The 17,513-nt window shown below is 66.2% G+C and carries 18 protein-coding genes; 3 read left to right on the top strand and 15 right to left on the bottom strand.

The genetic code is table 11. From position 1 onward, the window contains the following. Positions 1–9 precede the first annotated feature (9 nt). From DFR43_RS09470 to DFR43_RS09430, 9 genes are read right to left on the bottom strand one after another with little or no spacing between them, the layout of a single operon-like run. Positions 10–1,572, bottom strand: a complete 1,563-nt coding sequence (locus DFR43_RS09470) for a cryptochrome/deoxyribodipyrimidine photo-lyase family protein (protein WP_133598004.1) — start codon at positions 1,570–1,572, stop codon at positions 10–12. Between the two features lie 7 nt (positions 1,573–1,579). Beyond that, a complete protein-coding gene (locus DFR43_RS09465) occupies positions 1,580–2,029 on the bottom strand; it encodes a nuclear transport factor 2 family protein (protein WP_133598002.1) in 450 nt (149 codons plus the stop codon). Beyond that, complete coding sequence (locus tag DFR43_RS09460) at positions 2,026–2,796, bottom strand: SDR family NAD(P)-dependent oxidoreductase (protein WP_133598000.1); 771 nt, start codon at positions 2,794–2,796, stop codon at positions 2,026–2,028. Before DFR43_RS09460 ends, DFR43_RS09465 begins: the two co-directional genes overlap by 4 nt. Next, positions 2,793–3,350, bottom strand: coding sequence for a DUF3833 domain-containing protein (locus tag DFR43_RS09455; protein ID WP_133597998.1), 558 nt, complete (start codon positions 3,348–3,350; stop codon positions 2,793–2,795). Before DFR43_RS09455 ends, DFR43_RS09460 begins: the two co-directional genes overlap by 4 nt. Next, the gene (locus tag DFR43_RS09450) at positions 3,347–4,699 is read right to left on the bottom strand and encodes an MFS transporter (protein ID WP_133597996.1); all 1,353 of its coding nucleotides are present in this window, start codon (positions 4,697–4,699) and stop codon (positions 3,347–3,349) included. Before DFR43_RS09450 ends, DFR43_RS09455 begins: the two co-directional genes overlap by 4 nt. Before the next feature lie 14 nt (positions 4,700–4,713). Further along, positions 4,714–5,289, bottom strand: a complete 576-nt coding sequence (locus DFR43_RS09445; protein WP_245988888.1) for a chalcone isomerase family protein — start codon at positions 5,287–5,289, stop codon at positions 4,714–4,716. Further along, positions 5,261–6,487: an SAM-dependent methyltransferase gene (locus DFR43_RS09440; RefSeq protein WP_133597995.1), complete on the bottom strand. Its 1,227-nt coding sequence runs from the start codon at positions 6,485–6,487 to the stop codon at positions 5,261–5,263. The genes DFR43_RS09445 and DFR43_RS09440 overlap by 29 nt, the downstream gene beginning before the upstream one ends. 32 nt (positions 6,488–6,519) lie before the next feature. Beyond that, positions 6,520–7,314: a DUF1365 domain-containing protein gene (locus DFR43_RS09435; protein ID WP_133597993.1), complete on the bottom strand. Its 795-nt coding sequence runs from the start codon at positions 7,312–7,314 to the stop codon at positions 6,520–6,522. Beyond that, complete coding sequence (locus DFR43_RS09430) at positions 7,311–8,618, bottom strand: NAD(P)/FAD-dependent oxidoreductase (RefSeq protein ID WP_133597991.1); 1,308 nt, start codon at positions 8,616–8,618, stop codon at positions 7,311–7,313. Before DFR43_RS09430 ends, DFR43_RS09435 begins: the two co-directional genes overlap by 4 nt. Before the next feature lie 110 nt (positions 8,619–8,728). Here DFR43_RS09430 and DFR43_RS09425 point away from each other — a divergent pair, with 110 nt between their 5' ends. From DFR43_RS09425 to DFR43_RS09415, 3 genes are all read left to right on the top strand, one after another. Continuing rightward, a complete protein-coding gene (locus DFR43_RS09425) occupies positions 8,729–9,685 on the top strand; it encodes a MerR family transcriptional regulator (RefSeq protein ID WP_211338632.1) in 957 nt (318 codons plus the stop codon). Positions 9,686–9,818: 133 nt separating this feature from the next. Continuing rightward, complete coding sequence (locus tag DFR43_RS09420; protein ID WP_133597986.1) at positions 9,819–10,529, top strand: Crp/Fnr family transcriptional regulator; 711 nt, start codon at positions 9,819–9,821, stop codon at positions 10,527–10,529. 105 nt (positions 10,530–10,634) lie between these two features. Continuing rightward, the gene (locus DFR43_RS09415; RefSeq protein WP_133598077.1) at positions 10,635–11,639 is read left to right on the top strand and encodes a cytochrome-c peroxidase; all 1,005 of its coding nucleotides are present in this window, start codon (positions 10,635–10,637) and stop codon (positions 11,637–11,639) included. A 90-nt stretch (positions 11,640–11,729) separates the two neighbouring features. On the opposite strand, the gene DFR43_RS09410 is transcribed toward DFR43_RS09415, so the two are convergent. From DFR43_RS09410 to rpsA, 6 genes are all read right to left on the bottom strand, one after another. Next, positions 11,730–13,445: a potassium channel family protein gene (locus DFR43_RS09410; RefSeq protein ID WP_133597984.1), complete on the bottom strand. Its 1,716-nt coding sequence runs from the start codon at positions 13,443–13,445 to the stop codon at positions 11,730–11,732. A gap of 13 nt (positions 13,446–13,458) precedes the next feature. After that, the gene (locus DFR43_RS09405; protein ID WP_133597982.1) at positions 13,459–13,842 is read right to left on the bottom strand and encodes a DUF6394 family protein; all 384 of its coding nucleotides are present in this window, start codon (positions 13,840–13,842) and stop codon (positions 13,459–13,461) included. Positions 13,843–13,860: 18 nt separating this feature from the next. Next, positions 13,861–15,009: a lipopolysaccharide assembly protein LapB gene (gene lapB / locus DFR43_RS09400; RefSeq protein WP_133597980.1), complete on the bottom strand. Its 1,149-nt coding sequence runs from the start codon at positions 15,007–15,009 to the stop codon at positions 13,861–13,863. Further along, entirely contained in the window at positions 14,999–15,283 is a 285-nt protein-coding gene (locus DFR43_RS09395) for a lipopolysaccharide assembly protein LapA domain-containing protein (protein WP_133597978.1), read from the bottom strand. The genes lapB and DFR43_RS09395 overlap by 11 nt, the downstream gene beginning before the upstream one ends. 76 nt (positions 15,284–15,359) lie before the next feature. Continuing rightward, a complete protein-coding gene (locus DFR43_RS09390) occupies positions 15,360–15,656 on the bottom strand; it encodes an integration host factor subunit beta (RefSeq protein ID WP_133597976.1) in 297 nt (98 codons plus the stop codon). Positions 15,657–15,736: 80 nt separating this feature from the next. Next, on the bottom strand, positions 15,737–17,416 hold the full coding sequence (gene rpsA, locus DFR43_RS09385) for a 30S ribosomal protein S1 (protein ID WP_133597974.1): 1,680 nt from the start codon (positions 17,414–17,416) through the stop codon (positions 15,737–15,739). Between the last annotated feature and the right edge of the window lie 97 nt (positions 17,417–17,513).

Here is a 17,513-nt window from a genome sequence, read left to right as displayed (position 1 = left end):
TTCATGGGCTTACCAGGGCAGGGGGAGTTGCGTGGCGGGGATTGCGGGCTGGCGCGGGCGGCGCACCGGGCGCTCGCGGCCCTGGGCGTCGCGGCTGGCGCCGGGCATGGTGGGGCGTGAGCCGTGCCGCTCCACGATGGCGGCGTTGTGGCGCTGGATTTCGGGTTGGGCGCGACGCTCGTGCAGGCGGGCCTTGGCGAGCCGGCTGGCGGTTTCCCAATCGACCAGGGGCACGGCGATGTCATGCCCCACGCGCACGCCGATGCGCGCTTGCACGGTCGCGGGCATGCGCCAAGGCTCGAACAGCCAGGCATCGGGCACGCGGCGCAGCGCGGGCAGCCAGCGGCGCACGAAGTGGCCTTGGGGATCGTGGTCACGCGCTTGCTTGACGGGGTTGTATACCCGCGTGGCGTTGATGCCGGTGGTGCCGCTTTGCATCTGCATCTGGCTCCAGTGGATGCCGGGTTCGTAGTCGAGGAACAGGCGGGCCAGCCAGAGCCCGACTTCGCGCCAATGCAGCCACAGCGGGTAGGCCGCCACCGACACCAGCATGGCGCGCATGCGGAAGTTGATCCAGCCGGTCTGGCGCAGCATGGCGATGCAGGCGTCCACCAGCGGCCAGCCGGTGCGTCCGGCCTGGAGGGCGGCGAAATGCTCGGCGTTCCAGGCGTCTTCGCGCAGGCCGTCGTAACCCCGGTGCAGGTTGCGCCATTCCAGCTCGGGCTCGCTTTCGAGCTTCTGGATGAAGTGGCAATGCCAGTACAGCCGGCTGTGGAAGGCCTGCAGGCCCAGGCGCTGGCGCTGCGCGTCGGCCGGCAGGGCGGCCAGCGTGGCCCGGGTGGCTTGCACCACTTCGCGCAGGCTCAGGCACCCCTGAGCCAGGTAGGGCGACAGCCTGGAGCAAGCGCTGGGGGTGGTCAGTGGCGAGGAGATGCCGCCGCGGTAGCAGCTGCTGCGTGCGTGCAGGAAGTCGTCCAGCACGGCCAGCGCCCGCGGGCGGCCACCACGCTGGCGCAGCGGCGCGTCGCAGGCCGGCAGGCCCAGCGCGGTGGCCGGCGGAGGCGCATCGCCGGGCCAAGGGGGTGGCTCAAACCACAGCGCTGGCAAGGCCTGCTGCGGCGCGCTCATGCGTGCCTCCCACTGGGCCTGCCATTCCCGGCGGTGCCGCAGCCGTCGCACCACGCCAAACTGCGGCCATTCGTGCCAGCCGACGCCGTGGGCACGGCACCATCGGCCCACGGCCAGATCGCGGGCGTAGGTGTGGGCGTTGCCGGTTTCTTCATGGGCATGGATGGCTTCGAACGGGGCCGCATGGTGCAGCCGGTCCAGCACCGCCACCACTTCGCCTACCACGGTCCAGAGCTGGCCGCCGTGCCGCCGCAGCTCTGCATCCAGGGCCTGCAGGCTTTCCAGCACGAAGTGGTAATGGGCCGTGGCCGCATCGGGCTGCGCCCACAGGCTGGGCTCGATCACGTACAGGCACAGCACCCGGCCCTGTCGCGCCGCTTCAGCCAGGGGCGCATGGTCTGCCAGCCGCAGATCCCGCTTGAACCAGACGACGCGGTAGCCCATGCCCGCCTCACTGCCGCGCCCGCCGTTTGAGCCAGCGCATCAGGGCGCCGATGCCTGGGAGTTTTTCGTACAACTCCTCGGCAGCGTCCCAGTAGTCGCGGTGCAGGCTGACGCGCCCTGCCGCATCGAACACCAGTTGGGTAGCCCCGTGGATGGTTTGCACGGTGGTGGTGTCGAAGCGCTGGAAGCGGAAGTGGAAGCGCCAGGTGAGAAAGGCTTGATCGCCTTGCTGCACCGCCGCCGTGACGACGAAGCGGGGTTCGCTCAGGCTGCGGAACATGTGGTCGAACACGCCCGCGATGGCTGCCGGGCCAACGATGTCGTTGAACGGGTCTTTGAAGCGCGCATTGGGCGCATACAGGGCTGGCAGTTGTTCCAATGAGGCGGGTTGCAGCCGCTCGTAAAAATCGATGAGCCGCCGCAGCGCCGGGTCACAGGGCGGGAGCTGGGTGTTCATGGCTGGGTGATGCGGCGCACGAGCGCGAAGTACAGGGGATAGGGCAGGCAGCGCAGCAGCTTGAGCAGCCCGGTGAAGCGCTTGGGGAAATGGATCTCGAAGGCGCCGCGGGCCCAGCCGCGCAAGATGGCCTCGGCCGCTTCGGCGGGCTGGATGAGCGCGGGCATGTGGAAGTCGTTCTGGGCGGTCAGCGGCGTGGCCACGAAGCCGGGGTTGATGACGCTCACCCCCAGCCCATGCGGGGACAGGTCGAGGTACAGCGTCTCGGCCAGGTTGATGAGGGCGGCCTTGGTCGGGCCATAGGCCAGACTTTTGGGCAGTCCACGAAAACCGGCCACGCTGCTGATGAAGCTCAGGTGTCCATGCCCCTGGACGAGCAGGGCCTGCACCACCGGGGCCAGCAGGTGCAGGGCGCCGGTGACGTTGACCGCCTGGTGGCGCAGCAGGTCGTGGGTGTCGATCTGGGTGGCGCGCATGGCGTGGTAGTGGCCGGCGCAGTAGCACACCAGATCGACGGGGCCGCGGGTGGTCACGCGCGCGCATGCGGCCCCCAGGCTGGGCGCGTCGGTCACGTCCAGCGGCAGGGCCATGCTGCCCGGGTGGGTGTCGGCAAACGCCTGCAAGGCGGCGGCGTTGCGGGCCGAGACGATCACTTGGGCGCCGCGCGCATGCAGCGCTTCGGCCAAGGCCAGCCCGATGCCGCTGGAGGCGCCGACCAGCCACGTGCGCCGTCCGTGCCAGTCGGTGATCCGGGGGTTGAGGCTCATGGGTCCACCTTGGTGAAGGCCAGCGTGACTTCACCGAGCCGAATGCCAAACTTGCTCATGGTGGCGCGGTTGAGCATCACCTTCTCGTCCACGAGGTACATCCAGTCATCGAACCGCACCTCGTACACTTTGCCGTCCACGGGCAGGCGCAGCGTGTAGGTCCAGAAGAACGCGTTGCCCACGGCCTGGCCCTCGGCTTGCCCGACCACGTCGTCGGCGGTGCCGGTGTAGCGGCCGCCTTCGTGCTTGGTCAGCCGCCAGATGCGGCGTTCCCGGGTGCCGTCGGCGTAGGTGAACCACTCATCGAGCACGCCCTGATGGCCTTCCCAGCGGCCGTCCATCTCGACCACGAAGCGGCGCACCACCTGGCCGCTGCGGTTCTGAAACACGCCGTGGGCCATGACCTTGCCGTTGAAGTATTGCGACAGATCGAGCACAGGGCGCTCGTTGGCGTATTGCCGGATGTCTTGGCTGGCGCAGCCAGACAGGCCGAGCGAGAGGGTCGCCAAGGCCAGCGCGAGCATGCGGCGTCGAGATGGCAAGAGGGGCATCATGGGGTCTCCTTTGGGGTGAGGGCCGCGGGGTGGGCGGTTTCGGCCAGCAGGGGATGGCGCGCGAAATACCCGTAGAGCAAAGCCGCCGCCGCGAGCTTGATGGCACAGGGCACCACCGCATAAGCCCAGGTGAGCGCGCGCAGCCCGCTTTCGGTGTGCTGGCCCGGCACGTAGCCCAGCCAGCCGAGCAGGGGCAGCGCCAGACCAGCCGCCAGCGCCAGGTTGAGCTTGGTGGCCAGATTCCACCAGCCGAAATAAGCACCTTCGCGCTGTCCTTGGTCGCCCTGCTGGGCAATGAGTCCGGCCAGCAGGGCGCTGGGCAAGGCCAGATCGGTGCCCAGGGCCAAGCCCGAGAGCGCGCACACCAGCCAGAAGCCCCACACATCGCCCTGGCCCAGCGTGGCGGCCCAGATGAACGTGGCGCAAGCCAGCAGCATGCCAGCCAGCCAGGTGCGTGCCAGTCCCCAGTGGCGCACCCGGCGCAGCCACAGCGGCATGGAGGCCGCGGCTGCCACGAAATAGGTGGCCAGAAACACCGGTTCCCAGTCGGCCGCGCCCAGGCGGTCCTGGATGAAAAACAGCACGAGCGTGGCCGGCATGGCGCTGGCCAGCCCGCTGAGCACGAACACGCCCAGCAGGCGCCGGAACGGCCGTTGCCGCCAGGGGTGGGTCAGGCTCTGCGCCCAGGGCCGCGTCGTGGTTGGGGGGGCGACATCGCGGGGTGTGGCCGGCACGGGCGCCCACCACCACGCCCACCAAGCGCCTGCCAGCAAGAGGCCGAATACTGTCACCCAGGCGGGCCAGCCCAGCACGCTGGGCAGCACCGAGGCCAGCACCACGCCCACCAGCGCCGCGCCTTCGCGCCAGGCCACGATGTGCGCGCGCCACACCGGCGCACCCCCGAGCCGAGCTGCCCACGACTGGTGCGCGATGGCCAGCTGGCTGAATGCGGTGTAGGTGACGATCAGGCCCAGCAGCACCCAGGTGGGCAGATGCGCGCGGACGCCATGCGGCGGAAAGAACAAGGCCACCATGCCCAGCAGCAGCACCCCGGCCGACACCGCGCCCACCCACAGCACCCATCGGTGCGAGCGGGCAAACAGGCTGTCGCTCCAACGGCCCAGCAGCGGGTCGGTCAAGGCGTCGAACAGCCGGGCCATCAGCAGCAAGGCGCCCAAGGCGGCCAGTGGCACGCCATAGGTGTTGGCATAGTGGTGCGGCAGGTGCACATACAGCGGCAGCGCCACAAACGCCAATGGCAAACCCAGCAGGCCGTAGGCCAGCCCGGCACGCGCGCCCAAGGCCGGGCTTGGCGCAGCGAAGGGCGGAGCAGGCGGGCGAGTGGCCATGGGCGGAGCGGCGTTCAGCGAGGAGCGTCGAGCCAGCGGGCCAGCAACTGGCGGCGCAGGCCAGGCTCCGACGTGTTGGGACCCAGCCAAATGCTGAAGAACAGGCGGGCAAATGTGGGGTCGTCGATGCGGCCCAGGAGGCGCCCGTTGTGATGGAACTCGGCACCCCGACCCGGCTGGAGCACGCCGGTGAGCCGGTCGCCGGCGCGCACGTCGGGGAAGAGACGCTGCATGGCCTCGTTCCAGCGCTGGGCCTGCTCCTCGGTGAATGAACCGGCGCGGCGCATTTCGACGATGGACCGCTCCGCGATCGCTTTTCCGCGGAAGGCGCGCAGGTATTCCAGTTCCAGCGTCAAGGGTTGCTCGCCGAGCCGTTCCGGGGCGAAATCGGCATCGGCCCACAGCCGCGCGTGGTACACCTGCATGCCCAGAAAGCGCAGCGTGGCTTCGCCCGCGGCAGGCATGCCGTGGGGCAGGGGGCTGCTGGCGCTGGCCTCCCAACCAAGCATGCCCAGCGCCAGGGCCAGCGCCGGCCAGCCGAGCAGTCGCCTGCGGCGCCGCTCAGCGACAGAGCGTGAACTGGACCACATCGATGTCTCCCGATTCGAAACCGGCTTCGCAGTACGCCAGATAGAACTCCCAGATGCGCAGGAAGCGCTCGTCGAACCCAAGCGCCAGCACGTCGTCGCGGCGAGCCATGAAATCCCGGCGCCAGCGGCGGCAGGTTTCGGCGTAGTCTTTGCCAAAGGCCAACTCGTCAACGACCTGCAGGCCGGCTTGCCGCGCGTGCGTCCGGAAAGCCGTCGGCGAGGGCAGGCAACCGCCGGGGAAGATGTATTGCTGGATGAAGTCGGTGGACTGGAGGTAGCGCTCGAAGTGCTCGTCCCGGATCACGATGCTTTGGATGCAGGCGCGGCCGCCGGGCTTGAGCAGTCGCGCCACGGTGTCGAAATACGTGGGCCAATACGCCTGCCCCACGGCCTCGACCATCTCGATGGAGCAGATGGCATCGAATGGGGCGTCCTGGATGTCGCGGTAGTCTTGCAGACGCAGCTCGCAGCGCTCGCCCACGCCCGCCTTGGCCAAGCGCTGGCGGGCATAGGCCAGTTGCTCGGTGGACAGCGTCACCCCGGTGACGTGGGCGCCGAACTCGGCGGCCGCCTTTTCGGCCAGCGCGCCCCAGCCGCAGCCGATTTCCAGCAGCCGATCGCCCGGGCGCACGCCCGCCATGCGCAGCGCCCGGCGCACCTTGGCATGCTGCGCCTCGTGCATCGGCTGGTCGTGGCCGCTTTCGAACCAGGCCGAGGAATAATTCATTGTTTCATCCAGCCAGAGCCGATAGAAGGCGTTGCCCAGGTCGTAATGGGCGTGGATGTTCTTGCGGCTGTTGGCCTTGGTGTTGCGGTTGAGCAGATGCTTGATGCGGTACAGCAGCCGCCCCGCCCAGGTGCCGTAGATGACCGCGTCCATGGCCTGCCGGTTGGCCAGAAACAGCCGCAATAGCCCGGGCAGATCGTTGGTGCTCCAGTCGCCGGCGATGTAGCTTTCGGCAAAGCCGATGTCGCCGGATTTGAGGGCCTGGGCGCAGACATTCCAGTTGCGCAGATGGATGCTGACGTGCTCCCCTTGGCCGTCACCGGCCACCAGCATGTGCCCATCGCCCGGCAGGTGAACGGTCAGCGTGCCGTGGCGCAGGTGGCGCAGCAGCTTGAACACCGTCCGCGCGGCAGGCGGGACGTGGGGCGGCAAGGTGAATGAGGCAGGGGAGTGGGCGGTGAGGCTGTTCATCGGCGAGACTCCTGCGTCGTTGCAGTGGGTGTTTAGCGGGTCACGAAGCGCTGGGGCGGCGGTGGCTTGCGGTGCACGGCCACTTTTTTGAGCCACAGGCGCAAGGCTTGCCAGTGGATGCGGGCCATCACCATGGCGGTCATGGCCGGGTAGCGCCACAAGGCGCGGCGCAATGTGGATGGGCAGACGGGCGCCAGCGTCCCGCTGACGCTGGTTTGCAGCAGCGGGCCGTCGTCATCGTCGTAGTCCACCCGCACCACGGTGCGCGGCTGGCCATCGCGCAGCGCGTGCATGAAGCGAAAGCGGTAACCCCCGTCCAAGGTGCAAAAAGGCGAGACGTGGAAGCACTTGCTGGCGTGCAGTTCCTGCCCGAGCCTGGGAGCGTCCAGCAAATAGCAATGGCGCTCGTCAAAGGTGTTGTTGACTTCGGCCACGATGGCGCGCAGCGAGCCATCGGGCCGGTGGGCGTACCAGAAGCTCACCGGCTTGAAGGTGTAGCCCAGCACCCGGGGGTATGTGTGCAGCCACAGGGGGCCCGTGGCATCCAGGATGCCGTGCGTGCGCAGCAGCTCATCCATCCAGGCGCACGCGCCGCCCGCTTGTGGGCCGCGGCCGTCGCCATGGTCTTGGTCATAGAAGCTGATCGCGGCCGGCCGGTTGATCGCCAGCCCCTGGCTGGCCGCGCCACGGTCCAGGTTGCGCATGGGCAGCAGCAAAAACCAGGTGGGATAGCTGAACGCATGGCGCGAGGGGCGCAGGCGCGTATGCCGAACTTGACCGAAGCCGATCAGCGCCGTGGGCGTGTGGGGCCAGGCGGTCGTGTTCATGCCGCCAGCCTCGCGGGCGAGTCCGCCAGCGTCCCGATCCACTGCGCCACGCGCATCCCGGATGTGAGACCGTCTTCGTGAAAACCGTAGCCGGCCCAGGCGCCGCAGAACCAGGTTCGCTGGCGGCCTTGGATGCGATCGAGCTGTTGCTGCGCTTCGATGGCCCGAAGATCGAACACCGGGTGGGCGTATTCAAACGTGGCCAGCACATGCCGCGGGTCGATCGGGCGCACCGGGTTGAGGGTTTCCACCAACGGTTGCGCGAAGGGCAGGGGCTGCAGCTTGTTGAGCAGATAGTGCAGGCACACCCGGGTGGACTCCTGTCCGGCGTCGGCGGCCCGCTCGTAGTTCCACGAGGCCCAGGCCGCCTGCCGCTTGGGCAGCACCGAGGTGTCGGTGTGCAGCACCGCCAGGTTGGGCTGATAGCGGATGCTGCCCAAAATCTCCTGTTCCAGCGGCGTGGGCCGATCCAGGAGCGCCAGCGCCTGATCGGAGTGCGTGGCCAACACCACGTGATCGAAGCGTTCGCTGCCCTCGGCCGTGTGGACCACGGCCCCGGTGCCATCGCGCACGATGCGGCGCACCGGCGTGGACCGGCGCGCGTCGGGCAGCGCCGCCACCATGGCCTGCACATAGCGGCGCGCCCCACCGGGGATGGTGAACCACTGCGGCCGGTCATTGATTTGCAGCAGGCCGTGGTTGTGGCAGAAGCGGATCATGGTGGCCACGGGGAACTTCAGCATCTGGTCGGTGGGGCAGCTCCAGATCGAGCCCAGCATGGGCAGAAAGTACCAGTCGCGGAATGCCTGGCCGAAGCGGTGTTGGGCCAGAAACGCATCCAGGGGCTGCTTCAGGGCGCTGTCGCGGCCTTCGGTGGCGATTTGTGTGCACAGGCTGTTGAAGCGCAGCAGATCCGACAGCATCCCCAAGAAGCGCGGATTGAGCAAATTGCGTTTTTGCGCAAACACGGTGGCCAGGCTGCTGCCGCTCCATTCCAGCCCCGAGCCGCCGCTGGCGGCAGGCACTTGCACCGAAAACGACATGTCCGAAGGCGCCGAGGGAATGCCCAACTCGGCCAGCAAGGCAATCAGCTGGGGGTAGGTGCGCTCATTGAACACCAGAAAACCCGTATCCACCCCGTGGGTGACGGGCGCGCCCGATGCGTCGGGCAACGTGACGTCCACCGTGTGGGTGTGCCCACCGAAATAGTCGGCGGCCTCGAACAACGTGATCCGTGCCTGCTGACGCAGCCGGTAGGCGGCGGTCAATCCGGCGATGCCGGAGCCAATGACGGCGACTTTCATGAAACCCCCGGTCAGACTAAAAATGTCCTAGACAAAATAATTGTATGCTACATTTCGTCTGCGTGTGTGAAGTTTTTGTCCAACCCCAAACCTCAACGATGGGATGTGCCGTGGATGCCTCTCCTGAGCCCAAGGACGTGTTGTGGTCGATTGCCGACGTCGAGCGCGACACCGGGTTGGGCAAAGACACCCTGCGCGTGTGGGAGCGGCGCTACGGCTTCCCCACCCCGACGCGCGACGCCTTTGGCGAGCGGCAATACGACCATGCCCAATTGCTGCGGCTGCGCCTCATTAAGCGGCTCATGGATGCTGGGCACCGCCCCGGCAAGGTGGTGGGCTTGCCGCTGGAGGCGCTGGAAGCGTTGTGCGATGAGGCCGCCGGGCGAGCGGCTGCTTGTCCGGTCGATTCCATCGGATCGACGGCGCTGGAGCCCCAATGGATCGAATGGCTGCGCCGCAACGACGTCGATCGCCTGCGCCACGCCTTGCAGCGCGAGGTGATGCGCCAGGGCCTGGGGGCGGCGGTGGAGCGGCTGGTCGCGCCTCTGTGCGTGGCGGTGGGGGATGCGTGGCTGCGCGGCGACGTTTCGGTGTTTCAGGAGCACCTGTTTTCCGAGACGGTGCGCACCGTTTTGCGGGACGCGATCGCCGCCGTGGAGGCCAGCGGTCAGGAGTTGATGCGGCGCCCCAAGGTGCTGCTGACGACCACGCCGTCCGAATCCCACACGTTGGGGCTGCTCATGGCCGAGAGTTTTTTCGCGCTGGAGGCTTGCCAGCGGGTGTCATTGGGCGCCAGCACGCCGGTTCCCGACATCGTCAGCGCATCCCGGCAGCTCGGCGTCGATGTGGTGGCGCTGAGCTTCAGCGCCCATGCGTCCCGGCGCGAGGTGCTCGACAGCCTGCGGCAATTGGCTGATCAACTGCCCGAGGGGGTGGAAGTCTGGGTGGGGGGCGCGGCAGCCGTGCTCTACAGAAAGGTCATGCCGCCGCCGGTGCGGGTGCTGGGGCGCGCCAGTGATGTCACCGCCCAAGTGGCCGCCTGGCGGACGCGGCATTCTGCGCGATGAGCGGTGCGTATCGGTTTTGTGATAGACAGCGGCTCGTTCGATGTCATATCTGTCCATGACAAATTGAGGGTGCTACCGATCGGATTTCCCGGGTTTTGCCCCCTGGGGTATCGACTCAAGGCACAATTCGGGCATGATCCCGATCAAGACCGAATCCGCCTGGCGCGGAACGTCTGACTGCAAGTCCTGCGGCATCCGCGACATGGTGCTGTTTTCCGATCTCAACGAACAGGACTTCGGTCTGATCCATGCGCCGATCGATGACCTGTGCTACACCGCCGGCCTGTCGCTGTATCAGGAAGGCGCGCCTGCCGCCGGCATCTTCACCTTGCGCACCGGGCTGCTCAAGCTGGTGCGCGTGACCCCGGACGGCCGCCAGCGCATCCTGCGGATTCTGCGCCCAGGCGACGTGGCCGGGCTCGAAGCCTTGGCCACCAGCCGTTACGACAGCGAGGCCGTGGCGCTGACAGACGTTTCCGTGTGCCGCATTCCGTCCGATGTGATCCACCGCCTGAGCCAAAATTCCCCCCGGCTGCACTGGCGCTTGCTGCAGAAATGGCAGCAGGCGCTCAAGGAGGCCGATGACTGGCTTGCCGCCCTGAACTTCGGCACGGCCCGCCAGCGTGTGGCCAATTTCGTGCTCAAGATGCGCCACGCCACCGACCCGGCCGTCACTACCCTGTTTTCCCGCGAAGACATGGGGGCCATGATGGACCTCAAGCTCGAAACCGTCAGCCGCGAGATCAGCGCCCTGGTACGCATCGGCGCCATCGCGCCCCTCGACCGACAAGGCCGCCTGTACCGCATACTCGACGAATCTCTGCTGCTGCCGCCGGCGGGTTGAGCCGCCTCGGTCTCCCGCAGGTTTGATCTGAGTCAATAACCCTCTTGCCTTCAGGGTTTACCCTTGAGCCACAACAAAGGTTCTTAAGCCAAGAAGGAGAGAGTGATGAACGTCAAAAGTATGTTGGCTGTGGCGGCGGTGGCCGCTGCCGGGATGGCAGCCATGGGAGTGGCATCGGCCGACCAGTTTCGCTCGTTGTATGCGCCGATCGCGCCGCCGCAGTCGATCGACTTGGGGAAAGCCGAGTTGGGCAAGAAACTGTTTTTCGATCCCCGCCTGTCCAAGTCCGGCTTCATTTCTTGCAATTCTTGCCACAACCTCAGCCGTGGCGGGTCGGACAATTTGAGCACATCCATTGGCGACAAGTGGCAGCAAGGCCCCATCAATTCGCCCACGGTTTTGAATTCCAGCTTGAACCTGGCCCAGTTCTGGGACGGCCGCGCGGCGGACTTGAAAGAGCAGGCGGGCGGGCCGATCGCCAATCCGGCGGAAATGGCCTTCAGCCACACGCTGGCCATTGACGTGCTGGAGTCCATTCCTGCCTACGTTCGCGAATTCAAGCTCGTCTTCAAAAAAGACAAGATCGATATCGATCAGGTGACCGAAGCGATTGCCGAGTTCGAGAAAACGCTGGTGACGCCCAATTCGCGTTTCGACCAATGGTTGCTGGGCAAAACGGACGCGCTGACCAAAGATGAGCTTGCCGGCTACAGGCTGTTCAACGAAAGTGGCTGCGTGGCCTGCCACAACGGCCCCAATTTGGGTGGGAACTCCTTCCAGAAAATGGGCGTGGTCGAGCCCTACAAAGGCAATATGCCCGATGGTCGCGCGGCAGTCACGGGCAAAGATGCCGATCGATTCAATTTCAAAGTGCCCACCCTGCGCAACGTGGAGTTGACCTATCCCTATTTCCACGATGGCGCAGCCAATACCTTGACCGAAGCCGTGGATATCATGGGGCGTTTGCAGTTGGGCAAGCGGTTTACCAAGGAGGAAAACGACCAGATCGTCGCCTTCCTCAAGACCTTGACGGGGGATCAGCCGCAATTCATGCTGCCGATTCTGCCCCCTTCATCGGATCAGACGCCGCGGCCCAAGCCTTTCAACTGAGGCGAGCGCACTGAAGCGGCGATTCCAAGGCTTCAGTGCTAGCGGTCTATTCGTGCGTGTGATGCCCTTGGTCATGGCCGGCTGGGGGCGTCACTGCCGGCTGAGCCACCGCCACACCCAGCTGCCCGGCAAATCCCGCCCCGTGAGCACGTAGTTCAGCGCGTGCTCGTTGTTCACCGTCAACGCCAGTGCCGACTGGGCCGAGCGGCGGCCGGCCAGCAGCAGCTCATCGCCTGGGGCCAGCACCACTTCCGGGCCGGGCATCATCAGTCGCTCGCCCTCCCGCTGGTCGATTTGCAGCGCCTCACAGTCCAGCGGCTCGCTGCGGCGCGACGGCTGACGCAGCACGTCACCGAGGCGGATGATCTCGCCTGCCTGCAAATGGCGCAGCAAGGCCGGCGTTTCGGCTTCGCTGATGCGCACGCTCCAGACATGGGGCGTTTGTCCGTCGAACCGAGCGGTCAGGCGCTCTAGCACCTGCTCGCACCAGGGCTCGCCTTCGCTTTCAAGGCGTTGCAGAAACGGCGCGAGCATCGGGGTGGTCAGAATCGCCAGGCACTCCTGGGCGATGATCTCGCTGGGCACCATGGTGATGTCGGCGCGCAGGCTTTTGAACAGCGGCTGATTCGTGTGTTCGTTCTGACGCACGATGACGAACACATGGGGGTTGAGCTGGCGCGCCGTGACCGCAGCCGACAGGTTGTTCACGTCGTTGGCCGTGGCGGCGATGATGCCCACCGCCTGCTCGATGCCGGCACGGCGTAAGGCACTGGCGCCGGTGCCATCGCCCTGGATCCAGCGCACGCCGTCGAGCGGTTCCTGTGGCGCTTCATGCAGATCGATCACGGCCACGGGCAGTCCTTCCTGGGCCATGCGTTGGGCCAGGCTGCGGCCGAAACGGCCAAATCCCAGCAGCACCCATGGCCCGCGGGGCGGGTCGCGGTGGCGCGAGACGGTGGTGCCGGACAGCCCGGTGAGCCAGATCAGCAAATGGTAGGCCGCCGGCGCGTGCATGGCCAGGGCCAGGTAGCTGCTGAACTTCTCGAACGGGTTGATGATGTGCCGGGTGTCGAACGACGCCATGTTGTCCACGGTTTCCGGTTTTTCTGCGCGTGCCAGCACCGGCAGGCGCGGGGCAAGCAGGCGGCCGGTCATCGCGGCCGCCAGGTTGCAGGCGTCGTCATTGGTCAGCGCGATCAGCCCCTTGCAATGGCGCTGTGTCAGCCCGGCCATGCGCAGCACTTGGGGGTTGCCCGCGTCGGTGGCCAGATGGGGCATGTCGGCCGAATAGCTTTGCAATTCGATGTCGGCGAGCCGCTGGGCGCGGATTTCGAGCACCACCACCCGAAAGCCCATCCGGTCCAGCGCTGCGCACAGCAGGCGCCCCGTCTCGCCATAGCCGCAAACGATGTAAAAGGGCTCGTGGAGCTTGCGCACCTCCAGCGCGAAGCGGCGTACGCGAATCGCGTTTTGCAGGTTCGTGTCTTGCAGCAATTGCAGCAGCGAGCCGATGAACAATGCCCAGCCGATCACCGACAGGTAGATGCACACCAGCACCCACAGCCGCTGCTGCTCGGAAAACTCGGCCGGTATTTCGCCAAATCCGATGGTGGTGGCGGTGTAGCTGATGAAATAGAACGCGTGGAAAAAGCTCAGCCGCGTTGGCTGGCCGTCTTCGCCGGGCAGGCCTGGCGCCAGCGTCAGGCCCAGCACGGCGACGGCGTAGATCACGATCAGCGCAATCAGCGTCTTGCGAACGCGCCTCAGCACCAGAAAAAAGGTGCTGATCTCCTCGTGGCGGGTCATGGCTGGCGGGCGCTCAACGGCGCTGCATGATGGTTTCGGCGATCAGGATGATGACGGAGACCACGTTGGCAAACAGCGCCCCGCCGGAGAGCGAAACGATGCTGGCCATCACTTCGGGCGTGACGCCGCTTGGGGCAATGTGCGCGGCATGTCCCCAGACCATGGCTGCGGCCAGCAACTGCAAATCGGCCACCAGGCTGGTGGACAGGTGCACGGCCCCGATCTGCGTGCGGTCGCCCAGTTTCAGCACGGTGGCAATCAGGCTGACCACCAGGGCGGCAAACAGCTCGTAAATGTCGTGGTGGGCCGGGTTGTCGATTTCGCCCAGGAAGAACCCGAAATTGAGCGTGGCCGCCAGCAGAATGAAAAAACCGAAGATCACTTTTTCCAGGTTCATCCAGGGCCTCCGTCCGGGTCAGAGTTCTTCGACGCGTCGCGGTGGGTAGCTGTCCCAGCTTTGGCAGCCAGGGCATTGCCAGAAATATTGCCGGGCCTCGAATCCGCAAGCCGCGCAGCGGTAGCGTTTCAGGGGGTCGCAGGCGCGATCCAGCGACTGCTTGACGAGCTTTTCCTCCTCGCCCTGGCCCCAGTGCTCACCAGCCAGCCACAAGCTGGCGGCCACCAGCGAAGGCTCGCGCCGCAGATGCTCGATATAGAGCTGTCGGCCCGCGGTGGGGTCGGCTTCCAGGTGGGCGAGCGCCTGGGTCACGTCCAGCGACGGCGCATGGCGCGCCGACCAACTGTGCAGCAATTCACGCGCTTGGGCGGTGCGTTGCAACAGCTTGGCCCAGATGGCCAGGTTGTGCGCCACCAGCGGCACGTGGCTGGGCACATGCAGGCAGAGCTGGCGCAGCGCCTCCCAAGCCCCTTCGGTGTTCGACAGGCTGTGACGCAGTTCGGCCAGCCCGATCCAGCCCCGGGCCGACTCCGGCGCATCGGCCACCAGCGTTTCCAGCAGGGTGAGCGCCTCCGTCGTGCGGTTGTGCTGACGCAAGGCCGTGGCCTGCTCGCAGCGGTAGTGCGCCAGCCGCAAGCGAAAACTCCCGCGCTGCGCGTGCTCCAGCAACTCGGCCACTTCGGCGGCTTTGTTCCATTCGCGCGTGCGCTCGTAAATGGCCAGCCGTGCCAGCCGCGCTTCGGCCTCGAAAGGGGTGCCGTCGAGCTTGACGAGGGCGGCCTCGGCGCGGTCGAGCAGGCCGGCTTTCAGAAAATCCTGTGCCAAGGCGTGTTGCGCGCGCTGGCGGTCTTTCGGGGACAGGTCGGCGCGCGACAGCAGATGCTCATGCACCCGTACCGCCCGGTCGTAATCGCCGCGGCGGCGGAACAAGTTGCCCAGGGCGAAGTGCAGTTCCGAGGTGTCCGGGTCGTTCTGCACCGCTTCGATGAAGGCATCGATGGCCTGGTCCTGCTGCTCGTTGAGCAAGTGGTTGAGGCCGCGGAAATACGCTTTCGGGGCTTGGCGGCTTTCAAAGCGCCATTGCCGCAAGTCGAAACGTGAGGCCAGCCAGCCCAGCGCAAAGGCCAACGGCAGGCTCCACAGCAGCCAGGTGAAATCAAATTCCATGCGGAGGGGCTTCGCCTTGTGCAGCGGGCTGGGCCGCCTCAGCGGCTTGCTGCCGGGACTGGGCCGCGCGCCGCGCCTTGAGCCACGGAGGGACCATCACCCCAATGCCCATGAACACGCCGATGCCCAGCGCCACGAGCACCACCAGCACCAGCGGTGCGTCCCAATACGCGCCGAAAAACAGATGCAACCGCACATCACCCTGGTTGTTCAGGGCGAAGGCGAACACAGTGAAAAAAATGGCTGCCTTGAGCAGCCACGAGAGGTATTTCACACAATCCCCCAGTGGTCTGAAGGATTGTAGCGGCCCTGGCGGCGGGCAGTTCGCCGGGGGCGACAGCGCCAGCGATTCAAGGCGCCGGCGGCGTGGAGGCATCCACGGCTTCGCGCAGGGCCTTGCCCGGCTTGAAGTGAGGCACCCTTTTGGCCGGGATGGCCACGCTTTCACCGCTGCGGGGGTTGCGTCCGATGCGAGGCGGGCGTTGATTGACGGAGAAACTGCCGAAACCCCGAATCTCGATGCGCTGGCCTTTGACCAGGGCGTCGCCGATGGCTTCCAGGATGGTCTTGACCGCCAGTTCCGCATCGCGCTGACCGAGCTGGCCAAAGCGTTCGGCCAAGGCATCTACGAGATCGCTACGGGTCATGAGAGGAATGCGCTGTATGACATCAAAAAGGGCCCGACGCCGTGGGTCGGCACCGGGCCCCGAGGACTTCAAGCGGCCGATCAGCCGTTGTTGCTGTCCAGCTTGGCCCGCAGCAGCGCGCCCAGGCTGGTGGTGCCGGCGTTGCCGGCGTTCTGGCTCAGGCTGGCCATGGCTTCCTGTTGCTCGGCCATGTCCTTGGCCTTGATGGAGAGCTGGATGTTGCGGGTCTTGCGGTCGATGTTGATGATCACGGCCGTGACTTCATCGCCTTCCTTGAGCACGTTGCGGGCGTCTTCCACGCGGTCGCGGGAGATTTCCGAGGCACGCAGGTAGCCGACGATGTCGTCGCCCAGGTCGATCTCGGCACCCTTGGCGTCCACGCTCTTGACCTTGCCGGTCACGGTGGCACCCTTGTCGTTGATGGAGACGAAGGTGGTGAAGGGGTCGGCGTCCAGCTGCTTGATGCCCAGGCTGATGCGCTCGCGCTCGACGTCTACGCCCAGCACCACGGCCTCGACTTCCTGGCCCTTCTTGAAGTTGCGCACGGCCACTTCGCCGGGCTCGTTCCAGGACAGGTCGGACAGGTGCACCAGGCCATCGATGCCGGCGGCCAGGCCGACGAACACGCCAAAGTCGGTGATCGACTTGATCGGGCCCTTGACGCGGTCGCCGCGCTTGGTGGTTTCGGCAAACTCGTGCCAGGGGTTGGGCTTGCACTGCTTCATGCCCAGGGAGATGCGGCGCTTGTCTTCGTCGATCTCCAGCACCATGACTTCGACCTCGTCGCCCAGCGAGACGACTTTGCTCGGGGCCACGTTCTTGTTGGTCCAGTCCATTTCAGAGACGTGCACCAGCCCTTCGATGCCGGGCTCCAGCTCGACGAAGGCGCCGTAGTCGGCGATGTTGGTGACCTTGCCGAACATGCGGGTGCCGGCGGGGTAGCGGCGAGCCACGCCCAGCCACGGGTCGTCGCCCATCTGCTTGAGGCCCAGGCTGACGCGCTGCTTCTCGGCGTCGAACTTGAGCACTTTGGCCGTGACTTCCTGGCCGGCCTGCACCACCTCGGAGGGGTGACGCACGCGGCGCCAGGCCATGTCGGTGATGTGCAGCAGGCCGTCGATGCCGCCCAGATCCACGAACGCGCCGTATTCGGTGATGTTTTTGACCACGCCGGTGACGATGGCGCCTTCCTTGAGGGTTTCCAGCAGCTTGGCGCGCTCTTCGCCCATGGAGGCTTCGACCACGGCGCGGCGGCTCAGCACCACGTTGTTGCGCTTGCGGTCGAGCTTGATGACCTTGAACTCCATGGTCTTGTTTTCGTACGGCGTCAGGTCCTTGGTGGGACGGCTGTCCACCAGCGAGCCCGGCAGGAAGGCGCTGATGCCGTTGACCATGACCTTGAGGCCGCCTTTGACTTTCATGCCGGTGGTGCCGGTCACGAATTCGCCCGATTCCAGGGCTTTTTCCAGCGCCATCCAGGAAGCCAGGCGCTTGGCCTTGTCGCGCGACAGGATGGTGTCGCCATAGCCGTTTTCCACGGCTTCGACGGCCACGGAGACGAAGTCGCCGACCTGGACTTCCAGTTCGCCCTGGTCGTTCTTGAATTCGCTGATGGGCACGTAGGCTTCGGACTTCAAGCCGGCGTTGACCACCACGTGGTTGTGCTCGATGCGCACGACTTCAGCGGTGATGACTTCGCCCGGGCGCATTTCGGCGCGCTTCAGCGACTCTTCGAACAGGGCGGCAAAAGATTCAGACATGTGGTTTCCTAAAACCGCATGGCCTTTGCGTGTGGTGGCACATGCGGCATGTACAAGATCGCAACACCAGGCGGTGTGCGGGTTGCAGGTTGATAAC

Origin of the sequence: Tepidicella xavieri (assembly GCF_004363315.1) — a bacterium.
Classification (GTDB): domain Bacteria; phylum Pseudomonadota; class Gammaproteobacteria; order Burkholderiales; family Burkholderiaceae_C; genus Tepidicella; species Tepidicella xavieri.
Note: the sequence above shows the minus strand (reverse complement) of the source record. Positions and strands in the feature narration are given on the sequence as shown.